14 protein-coding genes are annotated in these 15102 nt (G+C 64.6%); 7 read left to right on the top strand and 7 right to left on the bottom strand.

The features are described 5' to 3' along the window. The 5 genes from ACIPW4_RS11865 to ACIPW4_RS11845 all read left to right on the top strand — a co-directional run. The coding region (locus ACIPW4_RS11865; RefSeq protein ID WP_400657958.1) for an SRPBCC family protein at positions 1-567 on the top strand (567 nt) is incomplete at its 5' end. Continuing rightward, the gene (locus ACIPW4_RS11860) at positions 567-1043 is read left to right on the top strand and encodes an aromatic-ring-hydroxylating dioxygenase subunit beta (protein WP_400657971.1); all 477 of its coding nucleotides are present in this window, start codon (positions 567-569) and stop codon (positions 1041-1043) included. The genes ACIPW4_RS11865 and ACIPW4_RS11860, both read left to right, overlap by 1 nt. Positions 1044-1053: 10 nt before the next feature. Beyond that, the gene (locus tag ACIPW4_RS11855; protein WP_400657956.1) at positions 1054-1785 is read left to right on the top strand and encodes an SDR family NAD(P)-dependent oxidoreductase; all 732 of its coding nucleotides are present in this window, start codon (positions 1054-1056) and stop codon (positions 1783-1785) included. Between the two features lie 48 nt (positions 1786-1833). After that, positions 1834-2793: a PDR/VanB family oxidoreductase gene (locus ACIPW4_RS11850; RefSeq protein WP_400657954.1), complete on the top strand. Its 960-nt coding sequence runs from the start codon at positions 1834-1836 to the stop codon at positions 2791-2793. An 11-nt stretch (positions 2794-2804) separates the two neighbouring features. After that, entirely contained in the window at positions 2805-3302 is a 498-nt protein-coding gene (locus ACIPW4_RS11845) for a flavin reductase (protein WP_400657952.1), read from the top strand. Between the two features lie 69 nt (positions 3303-3371). Here ACIPW4_RS11845 and ACIPW4_RS11840 read toward each other — a convergent pair whose 3' ends face one another. After that, positions 3372-3851, bottom strand: coding sequence for a MarR family winged helix-turn-helix transcriptional regulator (locus tag ACIPW4_RS11840; RefSeq protein ID WP_400657949.1), 480 nt, complete (start codon positions 3849-3851; stop codon positions 3372-3374). 174 nt (positions 3852-4025) lie between these two features. Between ACIPW4_RS11840 and ACIPW4_RS11835 the strand changes: the two genes are divergently transcribed. Then, a complete protein-coding gene (locus tag ACIPW4_RS11835; protein WP_400657946.1) occupies positions 4026-5135 on the top strand; it encodes an amidase in 1110 nt (369 codons plus the stop codon). A gap of 7 nt (positions 5136-5142) precedes the next feature. Then, on the top strand, positions 5143-5655 hold the full coding sequence (locus ACIPW4_RS11830) for a nuclear transport factor 2 family protein (RefSeq protein WP_400657943.1): 513 nt from the start codon (positions 5143-5145) through the stop codon (positions 5653-5655). Between the two features lie 166 nt (positions 5656-5821). On the opposite strand, the gene ACIPW4_RS11825 is transcribed toward ACIPW4_RS11830, so the two are convergent. From ACIPW4_RS11825 to nhaA, 6 genes are all read right to left on the bottom strand, one after another. After that, complete coding sequence (locus ACIPW4_RS11825) at positions 5822-7141, bottom strand: hypothetical protein (RefSeq protein WP_400657942.1); 1320 nt, start codon at positions 7139-7141, stop codon at positions 5822-5824. 182 nt (positions 7142-7323) lie between these two features. Then, positions 7324-8238 carry a transcriptional regulator FeaR gene (feaR, locus tag ACIPW4_RS11820; protein WP_400657939.1) on the bottom strand — a complete coding sequence of 305 codons (915 nt, stop codon included), beginning with the start codon at positions 8236-8238 and terminating at the stop codon, positions 7324-7326. 262 nt (positions 8239-8500) lie between these two features. Further along, complete coding sequence (gene mrdA / locus ACIPW4_RS11815; protein WP_400657938.1) at positions 8501-10390, bottom strand: penicillin-binding protein 2; 1890 nt, start codon at positions 10388-10390, stop codon at positions 8501-8503. Between the two features lie 199 nt (positions 10391-10589). Then, positions 10590-12101 carry a nucleobase:cation symporter-2 family protein gene (locus tag ACIPW4_RS11810; protein ID WP_400657936.1) on the bottom strand — a complete coding sequence of 504 codons (1512 nt, stop codon included), beginning with the start codon at positions 12099-12101 and terminating at the stop codon, positions 10590-10592. Between the two features lie 134 nt (positions 12102-12235). Then, positions 12236-13615: an 8-oxoguanine deaminase gene (locus ACIPW4_RS11805; protein ID WP_400657934.1), complete on the bottom strand. Its 1380-nt coding sequence runs from the start codon at positions 13613-13615 to the stop codon at positions 12236-12238. A 125-nt stretch (positions 13616-13740) separates the two neighbouring features. After that, complete coding sequence (nhaA, locus tag ACIPW4_RS11800) at positions 13741-15099, bottom strand: Na+/H+ antiporter NhaA (protein WP_400657932.1); 1359 nt, start codon at positions 15097-15099, stop codon at positions 13741-13743. Positions 15100-15102 lie beyond the last annotated feature (3 nt).

The following is a 15102-nucleotide window of genomic DNA, read 5'->3' as shown; positions in this document are numbered from 1 at the left end:
GGCTACGTCGAGGACCTGGGCAACGGCCACAGCGTGATGGTGATGATCCCCGAGCTGGTGGACCTGGAAGCCAACCTTGACCAGCCGATCCCCGAACGTTTCGAAAGCCTCGCCGCCGAGCTGCGCGACGAAGGCATCGAGGAGCAGCAGGTGCGCCGTATCGTCCGCGCCGTCGGCGGCTCGGGCTTCAACCTCAACCTGTTCCCCAACGTCGCCTGCTCGATGGCGTTCTTCCGCGTGCTGCAGCCGATCTCGGTGACCGAGACCGAGATCCACCACTCGGTGATCACCATGGACGGCGGCCCGGCGGCGGCCAACCGCTACCGACTGCGCCTGCACGAACACTTCCAGGGCCCGATGGGCTTCGGCACGCCGGACGATTCCGAGGCCTGGGAACGGGTACAGAAAGGCGCCAATGCCGGTGAGAACCTGTGGATCATGCTCAACCGCGGCCTGCCGGGCGAGAAGCCCAGCGAAGATGGCCTGGTCTCCGACGTCAGCGCCGAAACCGGCATGCGGGCGGCGTACCAGCAGTGGAAGAAGATGATGGCGGTGGAGGCGAAATGATGAACCTGAATCTGCTCAACGAAGTGACGGCCTTCATCTGGCAGGAAGGCGACATGCTCGACCATGGCGAGTACGACACCTGGCTGAACCAGTGGACCGAGAAAGGGACGTACATCATCCCGATCGATCCGAAAGAAACCGACTACGAAAACACCCTGAACTACGCCTACGACGACCACCACATGCGCGGCCTGCGCGTACAGCGGTTGATCGGTGGCGAGTCGATTTCCACCAGCCCGCAACCGCGCACCGTGCGCACGATCTCGCGTTTTCGTGTGCTGGCCGATGACGGCGTCAACGTCACCGTGCGCGCTGCGCAGAACATCCGCGAGTTCCGCAAGGAAAGCCTCAAGCACTACAGCGCCGACCTGACCTACACCCTGGTCCGCGCCGAGGGCGGTTTCAAGATCCACCGCAAGGTGATCAGCCTGATCAACAGCGATGATGCCCTCGCCGGCATCGGCTACATCCTCTGAGGTGCATGCCATGAACCAAGTCGCATTGGTAACCGGCGCCGGCCAGGGACTCGGCCAGCGCTTCTGTGCCCGGCTGCTCGCCGCAGGCTTCGACGTGGTCGTCTCGGACCGCGACCTGGCGCTGGCCCAGGCCACCGCCAAGGCGCTGGGCGGGCGCACCCTGGCGGTCAAGCTCGACGTCGGCAGCAAGGCCGACTTCGAGCAGGCCCTGGCTCAAGTGCTGGAGCACTTTGGCGCCCTGCACGTGGTGGTCAACAACGCCGCCGTGACCAAGACCACGCCGCTGATGCAGATCAGCCCCGAAGAGTTCGACGCGGTGGTCGGGCTCAATCTGCGCAGCATATTCCTCGGCTGCCAGGTACTTGGCGCGCACCTGGCCGAAGCCGGCTATGGGCGGATCATCAACATGGCCTCGCTGGCCGGGCAGAACGGCGGCACCGCCACCGGCGCGCACTACGCGGCGAGCAAGGGCGCGATCGTCACCCTGACCAAGATCTTCGCCAAGGAATTCGCCACCCGTGGCGTCACCGTCAATGCCATCGCCCCGGGCCCGATCGATTCGCCTGCAGTGCATGCCGCAGTGCCTGCCGAGCGGATGCAGGGCCTGCTGGCCAACATCCCGGTGCAGCGCCTGGGCGATGCGGATTTTCTGGGCGACCTGATCGTGCAACTGGCGCGGCCCGAGGCCTACTTCACCACCGGGGCGACCTGGGACGTGAACGGCGGCCTGTTCATGCGTTGATTTTTTCCGGGGCGCCCACGCGCCCCTCTGTTAGGCGGGACACCGGCCATGAATGAACAATTGTTGAACGTAGTCGTGCGCAAGCGCGAGATCCAAGGGGCCGACGTGGTCGTGCTCGACCTGGGCCTGGCCGATGGCGCGGCGCTGCCGGCCTTCGAGGCGGGCGCGCATGTGGATATCCATGTTGCCCCGGGCCTGGTGCGCCAGTATTCGCTGTGCAGCGACCCGGCCGATGCCTCGGTGTATCGCCTGGGCGTGCTGAAAGACCCGGCCTCCCGCGGTGGCTCGGTGAGCGTGCACGACACCCTGCTGGAAGGGCAGCAGGTGCAGATCAGCGCACCACGCAACCTGTTCCCGCTGGCGGCCGATGCCCGACGCTCGATCCTGCTGGGTGGCGGTATCGGCATCACGCCGATGATTGCCATGGCCCACACCCTGCATCAGCAGGGCGCCGAATTCGAACTGCATTACTGCGGGCGTTCGCGCAGCCGCAGCGCCTTCGTCGAAGCGCTGGCCAACGCGCCGTTCGCCGCACGGGTGTTCACCCACTTCGACGATGAAGAGGCCGCCCAGCGCCTGAACCTGGCAGACGTGCTCGGCGCGGGAACGGCCGGCACCCATATGTACACCTGTGGCCCCTCGGGCTTCATGGACTGGGTGATCGAAGGCGCACGGCAGCAAGGCTACAGCGAGGAGCACATCCACAAGGAGTACTTCCAGGTCGAAGTCGACGCCAGCGGCGCAGGCTTCGAGGTGGTTGCCGCACGCAGCAACAAGACGGTACAGGTCGCCGAGGGCCAGAGCATTCTCGACGCCCTGGCGCAGGTGGGCATCAAGATCGACATCTCGTGCGAGCAAGGCGTGTGCGGCACCTGCATGTGCGAAGTGCTCGAAGGCGAGCCGGACCACCGCGATGTGTATCTGACCGATGAAGAAAAGGCCGCGAACGACCAGATCCTGGTGTGCTGCTCGCGGGCCAAGTCCAACAAGCTGGTGCTGGATATCTGAGGAGCATGACCATGGTAGACGTATCGCAATTTCGCAACGCAATGGCCCTGCTCGGCGGCGCCGTATCGGTCATCACCACCGATGGCCCTGCCGGCCGCTTCGGTTTCACCGCCTCGGCGGTATGCAGCGTGACCGACTCGCCGCCTACCTTGCTGGTGTGCATGAACCGCTCCTCGTACTCCAACGAGCAGTTCAAGGCCAATGGCGCACTGTGCGTGAACGTGCTGGCGGGCACGCATCAGGAGTTGTCGGGGGCCTTCGCCAACCGCAACCTGAACATGGACGAGCGTTTTGCCGTCGCCGAGTGGACGGTGCTGGAGAGTGGCGCGCCAGTGATGCAGGAAGCGCTGGTGAACTTTGACTGCCGGATCGCCCAGGTGCATGAGGTGGGCTCCCACAGCATCTTCTACTGCGAGATCCAGGACATCCGCCACGGCGGTGCCGATGACGGCCTGGTGTATTTCAACCGGGCCTACCACCGCGTCTGCGAGTCGTCGAAAGCCTGCTGAACGCGGTCCTTGTAGGAGCGGCCTTGTGTCGCGAAAGGGCCGCAAAGCGGCCCCGGCAATCTCGAGGTATTACAAGGTCTCAAGGTTGTGAAACACCACTTCCAGCATCTTGTTCAACCGCTGCACCTGAGCTTCAGTCAACCCTTTGAAGCTTCGCTGGAACAGTTCGCGGGTCACCGCCTGCATGCGCTCGATGTTCTGCAAGCCGACCTCGGTGATGCGCACCTGGGTCACGCGCCCGTCTTCGGGGCTGGGCGCGGTGTCGACCAGGCCATCTTCCTTCATGCGGTAGACGATCTTGGTAATGGTCGACAGCTTGGCGATGGCGTGGGTGGAGATCTCGGAAATGCTCGACTCGCCGTTCTCGTTGAGGATCCACAGCACGCGCCAGCGCGGCACGTCGAGGTCGACCTTCTTCAGCAGACGTTCCATGTTCTGGGTGTAGCGGCCATGCACACGGGCCAGCCAATAGAAGGGGAAATCTTCCTTGCGAAATTCATCGCTGGCCGGGTCGTGATGGCTGTGTCCTTTGCTCTTCGAAGTGCTCATCGATTCACTACTTGTGCGGAAATAGTCGCGACATCATAGACCTTTCCGCGCATTTGACTACCGGAACCGTGCCAGGAATTACGGGAATGTTCAGTTGACATTTCAAGTAATGGCCACGCATGTTCACCGCTGGGCCATGGTCCGGCACCTATTCTTGAAAAGGGCTCCACGAAAATGACAATCATAGTTGAAACCCTGGACCTGGGCGGCAGCGGCCCCCGGGTCGTGGTCAAGGACACCATTGACGTCGCCGGCACCGCGACCCGCGCCAGCAGCCAGGCGCTGGAGCACGCCCCGCTGGCCGAACGGCATGCTGACGTGGTCAGCCAGTTGCTGGCCAGCGGTGCGCGTCTGACCGGCAAGGTCAGCCTGCATGAACTGGCGTTCGGCACCACCGGCATCAATCACTACACCGGCACGGCGGCCAACCCACGCTTCCCCGGGCGCATTCCCGGTGGCTCTTCCAGCGGCTCGGCGGCGGCGGTGGCAGCGGGCCTGGCCGACTTCAGCCTGGGCACCGACACTGGTGGCTCGGTGCGCGTGCCGGCCTGCTGCTGCGGCGTGTTCGGCCTCAAACCGACCTTTGGCCGGGTCAGCCGCAAAGGCGTGATGCCGGCGCAGACCAGCCTCGACTGTGTCGGCCCGTTTGCCGCCAGCCTGCCGATGCTGGTGCGGGCGATGACCATGATCGACCCGACCTTCACCCCGGCGCAGGTCCCGGCCCGGGCCCGTATCGGCGTGCTGCGGGTGACCGCCGAGGCGGCGATCCACAAGGTGGTGCAGGGCGCCCTGACGGCCAGCGGCTTGCCTTTGGGCAATGTCGAACTCAAGCATTTCGGTGCGGCCTACGAGGCCGGCATGGTGGTGATCAACCGCGAGACCTTCTCCGGCTGTGGCCACCTGCTGGAAACCGGCAAGGTCGGTACCGACATCGCCGGGCGCCTGGCGGCGGCGGGGCAGACCAGCGACACCGCACTGGCCGAAGCTGAAGAAGTGCGCCGACGCTTCAGCGCAGAAGTCGACCAGGCTCTTGCCAGCTACGATGTGCTGGCGTTGCCGACCATGCCGGACTTCCCACTGCGCCTGGAAGACGCTGCCGACACCCGTGCCGTGCTCGGCATGACCTCGCTGGTGCGGCCATTCAATCTGTCCGGGCACCCGGCCTTGAGCATTCCGCTGGGCAGCGAAGCCGGCCTGCCGGTCGGCTTGCAACTGGTGGCGGCCAAGGGCGCCGACGAGAAGTTGCTGGCCGTGGCCGAGCGTTTGCTGCTGAACCTGTACTGAGGTAGTGATGAGCGATATCCATGAGCTGCAGGCGCGCCTGCAGCGCTTCGAAGACCAGCAGGCCATTCGCGTGTGCATCAACCGCTACATGGAACTGTGCGACCAGCTCGATGCCAGCACCCCGCTGGATGAGCTGGCCGGGCTGTTCACCCGCGAGGCCGTGTGGGAAGGCAAGGGCGCCAAGTATGCCGCGAGCTTTGGTGGCTACCGGGGGCGTGAGGCGATCGGTGCGATGTTCGCCACCTACATGAAGACCCCGGCGCACTTCGCCTTGAATGTGCACTTCCTGACCAGCGAGGTCATCGAGGTGGCGGGCGGGCAGGGGCTGGGGCGTTGGGTGATGTTACAGACCAGCACCTTTGCCGATGGCGCTTCGCACTTGAACGCGGCGCGATTGACGGTGCGTTTCGCCCAGGAGGAAGGGCAGTGGCGGATGGCGCACTTCCAGACCGAGAACCTGTTCAGCCGGCCGGTGACTGGCTGGAACAGCGAGGCGCCGTTGCCGGTGCCAGAGCGCTAAGCCATTTCTCCACTGAGCAGAGATCCGGGTAGGAGCGGCCTTGTGTCGCGAAAGGGCCGCATCGCGGCCCCGGCAATTTCAGCTGCGAAGCTGAAAACCTGGGGCCGCTGTGCGGCCCTTTCGCGACACAAGGCCGCTCCTACAACGACAGCATGAAGCGGCTATCTCAGAAGGTACTGACGAACACGATCTGGCTATACAGGTTGCGGTCGTCATTGCCCAGCTGTGTCCCGCCTTGCTCGGCACTGCGATCCGGTTGGTAGAGGCCCACCAGCGGCACGATCATCAAGTGATCGTTGATCGTCCACTCCGCATACAGATCCACTTCATGCCCGTCGACATTGCCCAGGCTGCGGTCAATGGTGTCGAAGTTGAAGCCCATCAGTCCGATGTTCAGCGACGGCGTCGGGCTCACTGTCAGCCCCACCTTCTGAATACGCGCATTGCTGTTGAACGGCCCGGCATAGTTGCCGGCCACTTCGCCCTGGAACCAGGTGCCCAGGCCGCGACCAAGGCCGTAGAACAGGGTGTCGTAGCCTTCGGAGAAACGGCTGTAACGGTAGCTGATGTTCGGTTGCCATGGCACATCGGCGAAGGTCCAGCCCGCTTCCAGGTACCAGGCGTCTTCGGTGGCGGTGTGGGGTTTGTCCTGCTTGGCGTACTCGCCCGAAAGGAACAGGTTTTCCACCCCGGCATTGCCCTGGCCGCGCAGGCTGTAGGTCTTCATGCCGTCGCGTTCCAGCTGCTGGGGCGAGGCGAATTCCTCGTCGACGTGGGTGGTGCCGATGTAGGTCAGGCCGACCGTACCGGCATCGGCCACGTGCTCCAGGGTGGCGACGTGCATTTCGGTCTTGGCCTGGGCGCGGTTGTCCGACTGCAGCCACATCAGGTCGCTGCGCCAGCCCTGTTTGCCGCCCAGGCGCAGCACCGCAGTCTTGTCGAAGCTCTTGCGCGCAGCCAGGTAGTAAGCGCCGCCGCGGTTGAACTGGCCATCGGCCAGGCCATGGCCAACGTTGAGCGAGTCGCCCTGGATCAGGAAGCCGTCACCGACCGCGACCATCTGCTTGCCGAACGACAGGTCGATGCCATCCTCGCCTAGCGCCGGCACCAGGTTGCCGGACTTCCAGCCCAGGTAGGCATCCTCGATCTTGCTGGTGCGTTCGCTGCCGTCACTGAAGCCGGCGGCATCGCCATCGCCCCAGGTACCGGAACTGAGCAGGGCGAAGGCGCCGTACAGCGAGCCGCTGCCCCCCAAGCGCTGGTCGCCGCTCAGGCCGTACTTGATATAGCCCTCGCGCCACGAGGCGGAGCCGGGCTGGTCGCGGGCAATGGCGTAGCTTTCTTCACTGTGGAACGCACCGAACACGGCCTCCACGTTGGCATTGAGGTGGCGCTCGTCATCGCCGTAGAGCTCAATTGCAGACGCCTCCAGCGAGACCCCGGCGAGCACTGCGGCCAGGGTGAGACGGAACGGGCGGTGATGCATGGTCTGGCTTCCTTTGTTATGGGTTTGGCAGAAGTTCCGAAGACATTGCCAACGATCATGCAGGAAGCCCCGTTGCCGGCTTTTGTGCTGGCTGCCAGTTGCCTTTGGCAGCGTGCCAAGGTGATGGCCGGGCTGAAACGCCGAAGGCCCCGTTGCGGGGCCTTCGTGGGTAGAGCGGTTTGTCAGTTGGCGTGGCGTTTGCGGTACTCGCCGGGGGTCATGCCGAAGCGGGCCTTGAACGCGGTGCTGAAATAGCTCGAGTCGGAAAAACCCCAGGCATAGCCCAGCGACGAGACTTTCTGGTCCATGGCCGGGTTGCGCAGGCTCTCGGCGCAGAACTCCAGGCGGCGATTGCGGATGTACTGGGCGATGACCAGCTCGTGCTTGGCGAAGATGCGGTACAGGCTCCGCATCGAGATGCCCACTTCGCGGGCGATGAACTCGGGGCTCAGGCCTTCACAGGTGATGTGCTGGTCGATCAGCGCCAGGGCCTTGCGGAACATGCGTTCGTGGCTGCCCGGAATGGCGTCCTGGGCAATGGCCGGGCGCAGCAGGGCGATCAGGGCATCGAGCATCGCCTGGCTTTCATGGTTGGCCATGTGCTGGGTACGGCCGGCTTCGAGCATCATCAGCCGGGCCATGCTGGCCAGGGGAGTCTTGGCCTCGATGCGCCTGGCGCAGGCCACGCCGATGCCACGGGTGCCGCTTTGCACCTGACTGCGCGGCAGAATCAGCGACAGCTGGCGCGAGCGCTGGTGAAAGTGCATGTCCAGCGGCGTGCTGGCATCGATCAGGGTGAGGTCGCCGGCCTGCAGTTCGATACTCGCGTCCTGGTGCTCGATCCGCGAGGTGCCGGCCATCTGCAGCACGGCGTAGTAGTTGTCGGCACTGCTGGCACGGATTTCCCGCGGGCCACGGAACAGGTTGACCTGGGTCATGTCGACGATGCTCATGGAGATCTGCCCTACCTGGCACTTTTCCAGTTGGCCGACGAAGCCGGGGTCGAGTTTGCGCCCGTTGAAATGGCCGCAGGCCTCATTGACCTGGCTCAGCCAGGCCTGGAAGTGGTCGTCGGAAACACGGCTTGCAGGGGTCATGGGTGCCTCGCACTGTATGGCTTGACGCGGATCGCTCGGGCGAACTCTTGGTCTTTGGGCTTTGCATTAAAAATCACTTGAATATTCAAGCAAAAATCAGGCCTGCAGACCGTCACGGTCATCCTGCTATAGGTGTAAGTGACTGATATCAATCAACTAACTAGTGTTAGCTGGATGGTTGGCGCGCACCGTGCGGCTTTCAAGTGCGGTGTTGGCGCTTCGAAATGTAGCAATTTGAGACAGCAGTGTTTCCGCCTGCGCCTCAGCTGTGCGGCACGGCCTTTGCCGGCGTGCCGGCATACTCAGGCTTCAGATGGCCCTGCTCATCGAGCAGGTAGGCATCCATGACTTCGCGCACTACCGGCCCGGCAACGCGGCCGCCGGCCTCGCCGTTCTCGATCATCACTGCCACTACCACGCTCGGGTGGTCGGCCGGGGCAAAACCGACGAACAGGGCATTGTCGCGGTGCCGTTCGAGGGTCTTGTTGCGGTTATAGCGCTCCCCTTGCTTGATCGCCACCACCTGCGCCGTGCCGCTCTTGCCGGCGATACGGTACTGGGCGCCCGCCGCAGCGGCGCGGGCAATGCCGCGCGGGTCGTGCATGACCATCTGCATGCCGACGTTGACCTGGTCCCAGGCGTGCTTGTCGTGCAGCACGATGTCGGGCATCGGGTTGGGGTCGACCGGGGCCTCGCCGCCTACGGTCATGGCCAGGTGCGGGCGGTGCCACACGCCCTTGCTGGCCAGCAGGCTGGTGGCCTGGGCCAGCTGCAGCGGGGTGACCTGCATGTAGCCTTGGCCGATGCCGAGGATCAATGTCTCGCCCGGGAACCAGGCCTGGCGGCGGGTGGCGCGCTTCCAGGCCTGGGAAGGCATCAGCCCGGGCGCTTCCTCGAACATGTCCAGCGAGACCTTCTGGCCCAGGCCGAACTCGGCCATGTAGTCGTGCAGGCGGTCGATGCCGAGCTTGTGCGCCAGGTCGTAGAAGTAGGTATCGTTGGAACGCATGATGGCGGTGTACATGTCCACCCAGCCATCGCCGCTGTGGTTCCAGTTGCGGTACTTGTGGTCATAGTTGGGCAGCTCGTAGTAGCCCGGGTCGAACACCCGGCTGCCGGGAGTGATCACGCCGCTGTCGAGGCCGGCGATGGCCACTTCGGGCTTGACCGTCGAGCCGGGCGCATACAGGCCGCGCAGCACGCGGTTGAACAGCGGCCGGTCGATCGAGTCGCGCAGGGCGGCGTACTGCTTGAAGCTGATGCCCTTGACGAACAGGTTGGGGTCGAAGCTCGGGTTGCTGACCATCGCCAGCACGTCGCCGTTGGCCGGGTCGAGCACTACTACCGAGCCACGGCGGTCGCCCAGGGCCTTTTCGGCGGCCACCTGCAAGTGCGAGTCGATGCTGAGGATGATGTCCTTGCCGGGGATCGGGTCCTGGTGGTTGAGCACGCGCATCACCCGGCCCTGGGCGTTGGTTTCCACTTCTTCATAGCCCACGTGGCCGTGCAGCTGGGCTTCATAGAAGTGTTCGATGCCGGTCTTGCCGATCGACTGGGTGCCACGATACTCGGTGCTGTCGAGGGTCTTGGCTTCTTTTTCGTTGATGCGCCCGACATAGCCCACCGAATGGGCGAAATGCTCGGCCAGCGGGTATTCGCGGATGAACTGCGGCTCGACGTCCAGGCCGGGCAGGCGGAACTGGTTGACCGCGATCAGGGCGATCTGTTCTTCGCTCAGGCCGACCATCAGGGTCACCGGTTCGAACGGCTTGCGGCCGCGACGCAGGTCCTTGTCGAACTGCTTGCGGTCGTCTTCGCCCAGGCTGAGGATTTCGCTCAGGCTGTCGAGCACCTTGGCCGAGTCACCGGCGCGTTCGCGGGTCATGGTCAGGTCGAAGCTGGGCTTGTTGTCGGCCAGCACCACGCCGTTGCGGTCGTAGATCAGCCCGCGCTCGGGGGCGATGGGCAGGATGTGCACGCGGTTGTTTTCCGAAACCGCGCTCTGCTGGTCGTGCTGCAGCACCTGCAGCACGTAGAGCCGGCCCACGAGGACCGCGCACAGGCTGAACACGAGGGCGGCGCAGGCCAGCAGCCGGCGGTTGACCAGGTGTTTTTCTGTTTCGTGGTCCTTGAGGGGGATCGGTTGCGGCATGGTGGCTCTGTGCGGTAGCGGATCGGCAGGCGAGGGCTTGCCCCGCGAATGGGCCGCCCAGCGGCCCCAGGGCCGGCGATGCTACGCAACCCGGTCGTGGGGCTCAAGGCAAGTGCGACCCGGGCACAGCCCCGGATCGCGTATCCACCCCACTATCAGGGCGTTGACGGCCAACATGAAGATTTGTTCATGTCGTCGGTCAGTGCGCGTGCTCAACCTGTCGTCTGGGAGGGGCAACGGCATGCCCATGGTCATCGTCGGTTTCGACGATCGGCACTTCCTTGCCGTCGCAGTCGAACAGCTTGCCATCGCGGTAGAAGTCGCCTTCATTCAACCAGGCCACATCCCGGTAGCGCAAGGTACGCTCGCTGGCAGCGACAAATACCGACTGCTGGTCGGAGTTGCCGGCGCGCAGGTGGTTGAACAACAGGTTGAGCAGAATCGCCATGATCGCCGACGAGCTGATGCCAGAGTGGAAGATGGTCTCGAACCAGCTCGGGAAGTGGTGGTAGAAGCCCGGTGCAGCGATCGGGATCATGCCGAAGCCGATCGACGTGGCAACGATGATCAGGTTCATGTTGTTGCGGTAGTCCACCTGGGCCAGGGTGCGGATGCCGCTGGCTGCGACGGTGCCGAACAGCACCACGCCGGCGCCGCCGAGCACGGCGGTCGGCACCGCCGCCACCAGCCGGCCCATCACCGGCAGCAGCCCGAGGGTGACCAGGATCAGGCCGGCGCTGGCCACCACATAGCGGCTCTTGACCCCGGTCACCGCCACCAGGCCGACGTTCTGCGCGAAGGCGCTCTGGGTGAAAGAGCCGAACAGCGGCGCCAGGGCGCTGGAAATCATGTCGGCGCGCAGGCCGTTGCCCAGGCGCCGGGCATCGACGTCGGTGCCGATGATTTCGCCCACCGCCAGGATGTCTGCCGAGGTTTCGACCATGGTCACCACGATGACGATCAGCATCGACAGGATCGCTGCCAGCTGGAACTCGGGGGTGAAATGCAGCACCTCGGGCAGCGCCACCGAAGGGCCATCCAGCGCTCGGGAGAAGTCGGCCATGCCGAAGGCCATCGCCACCAGCGTACCTATCACCATCGCCAGCAGGATCGACAACCGCGACAGGCTGGCGCTGCCCAGCTTGCTCAGCAACAACACGCAGGCCAGGGTGAACGCGGCCAGGCTGATATTGGCCACGCTGCCGAAGTCGGCGGCCTGGCTGTTGCCGCCCATGGCCCAACGCGCGGCCACCGGCATCAGGGTCAGGCCGATGGTGGTGATGACGATGCCAGTCACCAGCGGTGGGAAGAACTTGATGATGCGTGAGAACAGCGGGGTGATCAGTAGGCCGATCAGTGATGAGACGATCACGGCACCCATCACCACCTGCAGGCCGTTGGTGCCATCATTGCCAATGATCGCCACCATGGTCGCCACGCTGGCGAAGGACACGCCCTGGACCAGGGGCAGGCGGCAGCCGAAGAAGGGCACGCCAAGGGTCTGCAGCAAGGTGGCCAGGCCCCCGGCGAACAGGGAGGCGGCAATCAGCATGCCGACATCGGCCGGCGACAGGCCGGCGGCCTGGCCGATGATCAGCGGCACGGCGATCATGCCGCCATACATGGTCAGCACATGCTGCAGCCCGTAGGCGAAGTTGGCGCCAATACCGAGGTTCTCGTCTTCAGGACGAGGTGTAGCGGTAGATGTCATGGTGAGTAGCTCGCTTTTGTTATTGTTACGCGTCTAACTGCACGGATTCAGTCGCATTTCGGTAGAACAGGTATTACAGGGCCGCAGCCGGGCGCGCCGCGCTCTTGCGAGCACGGCGGCTGGGGTGGTTCAGGTCATTCGCCGCTGACGAGCTGGTAGGCCAGCTGGTTGTGGCGTTCCAGTACCCGCGGCAGATCGATGGTGGTGATGCGGCCATCCTGCACCACCACCCGGCCATTGATCACGCTGGTATCGACGTGGGTCGGGGTGCAGAACACCAGGGCCGCCAAGGGGTCGTGCAGGGCGCCGGCGTAGGCCACATGGCCCAGGTCGAAGGCGACGAAGTCGGCGATCATGCCCGGCGCCAGGGCGCCGATGTCGTTGCGGTTAAGCACTTTGGCGCCGCCCAGGGTGGCGATTTCCAGGGCTTCGCGGGCGGTCATCGCGTCCGGGCCAAAGCCCACGCGCTGCAGCAGCAACGCCTGGCGCACTTCGCCGATCATGCTGGCACCGTCGTTGGAGGCCGAGCCGTCGACACCCAGGCCCACCGGTACACCGTGGTCGCGCATCTTGCGAATGGGCGCGATACCCGAGGCCAGGCGCATGTTCGAGCAAGGGCAGTGGGCAACGCCGGTGCCGGTGCGGGCGAACAGCTCGATGCCGTGCTGGTCGAGCTGCACGCAGTGGGCGTGCCAGACGTCGTGGCCGACCCAGCCGAGGTCTTCGGCATATTCGGCCGGGGTCATGCCGAACTTTTCGCGGCTGTAGGCGATGTCGTTGACGTTTTCGGCCAGGTGGGTGTGCAGCGACACACCGTAGTTGCGTGCCAGTACCGCGGCTTCGCGCATCAGGTCACGGCTCACCGAGAACGGCGAGCAGGGCGCCACCACCACGCGCAGCATCGAACCGTGGCTGGCATCGTGGTAGTCCTCGATCAGGCGCTGCGACTCCTTGAGGATGTCGCTTTCCTTCTCCACCACCGAATCTGGCGGCAGGCCACCCTGGCTACGGCCCACGCTCATGCTGCCGCGGGCGGCATGGAAGCGCATGCCGATCTCGCCGGCGGCATGGATGCTGTCGTCGAGCTTGCAGCCGTTGGGGTAGATGTACAGGTGGTCACTGGAGGTGGTGCAGCCCGAGAGGATCAGCTCGGCCATGGCCGTCTGGGTCGAAACCGAGATCATTTCCGGGGTCAGTCGCGCCCAGATCGGGTACAGGTTGGTCAGCCAATTGAACAGCTCACCGTCCTGGGCCGCCGGCACTACCCGGGTGAGGCTCTGGTACATGTGGTGGTGGGTGTTGACCAGGCCGGGGATGACCACCTTGCCGGCCATGTCCAGGACTACGTCGGCCTGTTGCGGCAGCGTATCGCTGGGGCCGACCTGCTTGATCACATTGTCTTCGATGTACAGGCCGCCGCCTCTGATCTCGCGGCGTTCGCCGTCCATGGTGACCAACAGCGCGGCGTTCTTGACCAGGAGGGTCTTGGGGGTGTTTTGCAGAGGAGCTTGCATGGCTTGTGCCTGGCGCAATACGCAGCGACGTTTGCCGGTGTCGTAGGCGCACAGCCATGCATGTAATCAAAGTTTGAAATTTTTGTATACAGAAAAATGCCGGGGCCCGCAGGCCCCGGCTGGCTTCAGGCTACTTCTGCGGGCGCTTTGTTGGCGCCTTTGCGCAGGCCGGTGACGCCCCACGCGAGGCCCAGCACGGCCGCGATCACCGAACCTGACAGCACGCCGAGTTTCGCGGCGCCCAGCGCTGCCGGGTCGCTATAGGCCAGGTTGGCAATGAAGATCGACATGGTGAAGCCGATGCCGGCCAGCAGGCCGATCAGGGTGATGCCGCGCCAGTTGACCTGGGCCGGCAGGCTGCACCAGCCCACGCGCACCATCAGCCAGCTGACGCCGATGATGCCCAGTGGCTTGCCGGCCACCAGTGCGACGGCGACGGCAGTCATCACCCAGTGCGGCCCCTCGGCCGACAGGTCGATGCCCGACAGGCCCACACCGGCGTTGGCCAGGGCGAACAGCGGCATGATCGCGTAGGCCACCCAAGGGTGCAGGGCGCCGCCCACGCGGGTGACCGGGGCTACCAGTTCACGCTGGGCCAGGCGCAGGCGCTTGAGGGGGTCGATCAGTTCACCGGTATCCGATTCAGGCGTTTTGGCGCGCCCCAGCAAGTCATTGGTGAAGCGCGAGATCGCATCCACTGGGCGCTCGCCCAAGGGCATGGCAACTACCGGAGTCATCAGGCCGAGCACCACGCCGGCCAGGGTCGGGTGGGCACCGGTCATCAGCATGCCGACCCAGGTGATGGCGCCTGGGATGACATAGGCCCAGGCCGATCCGACGCCGATCTTCTGCAGGCCGATAACCAGCAGCAGGCCGACGGCGGCCACACCAAAGCCACTGTAGTCGAGGCCGCCAGAGTAGAAGATGGCGATGATCAGCACGGCGATGATGTCATCGATGATCGCCAGCGCCAGCAGGAACACGCGGATGTTCGACGGGATCGACTTGCCCAGCAGGGCCAGCACGCCGACCGCGAAGGCGATGTCGGTGGCGGTGGGCACCGCCCAGCCTTGCTGCTCGGCCGGGGCATGGCCGAAGGCCAGGTAGATCAGTGCAGGGACGGCGACACCACCCACCGCGGCGGCCATGGGCAGCGTGGCCTGGCGCAGGCTGGACAAGGCGCCTTCATGGATTTCGCGACGGATCTCCATGCCCACCACCAGGAAGAAGATGGTCATCAGGCCATCGTTGATCCAGAAGTGCAGGGATTGCGAATAGCTCAGCGAGCCGAGGGTGAAGCCTACCGGGGTGTGCCACAGGGCGTCGTAGCTGGCGGCAGCGGGCGAATTCGCCCAGATCAGGGCAGCAACGGCGGTGATCAGCAGGACGATGCCGCTGACGGCTTCGATGTGCAGGAAACGCTCGAAATTGGCGAAGGCCCGTTGGGCCAGGCGCTGGGCAGGGGACAGATGTGTTTTTTGCATAGG

This window comes from Pseudomonas sp. NPDC089996, from assembly GCF_044748405.1.
Lineage (GTDB): Bacteria > Pseudomonadota > Gammaproteobacteria > Pseudomonadales > Pseudomonadaceae > Aquipseudomonas.
This window is presented reverse-complemented; position numbering and strand designations above follow the sequence as displayed.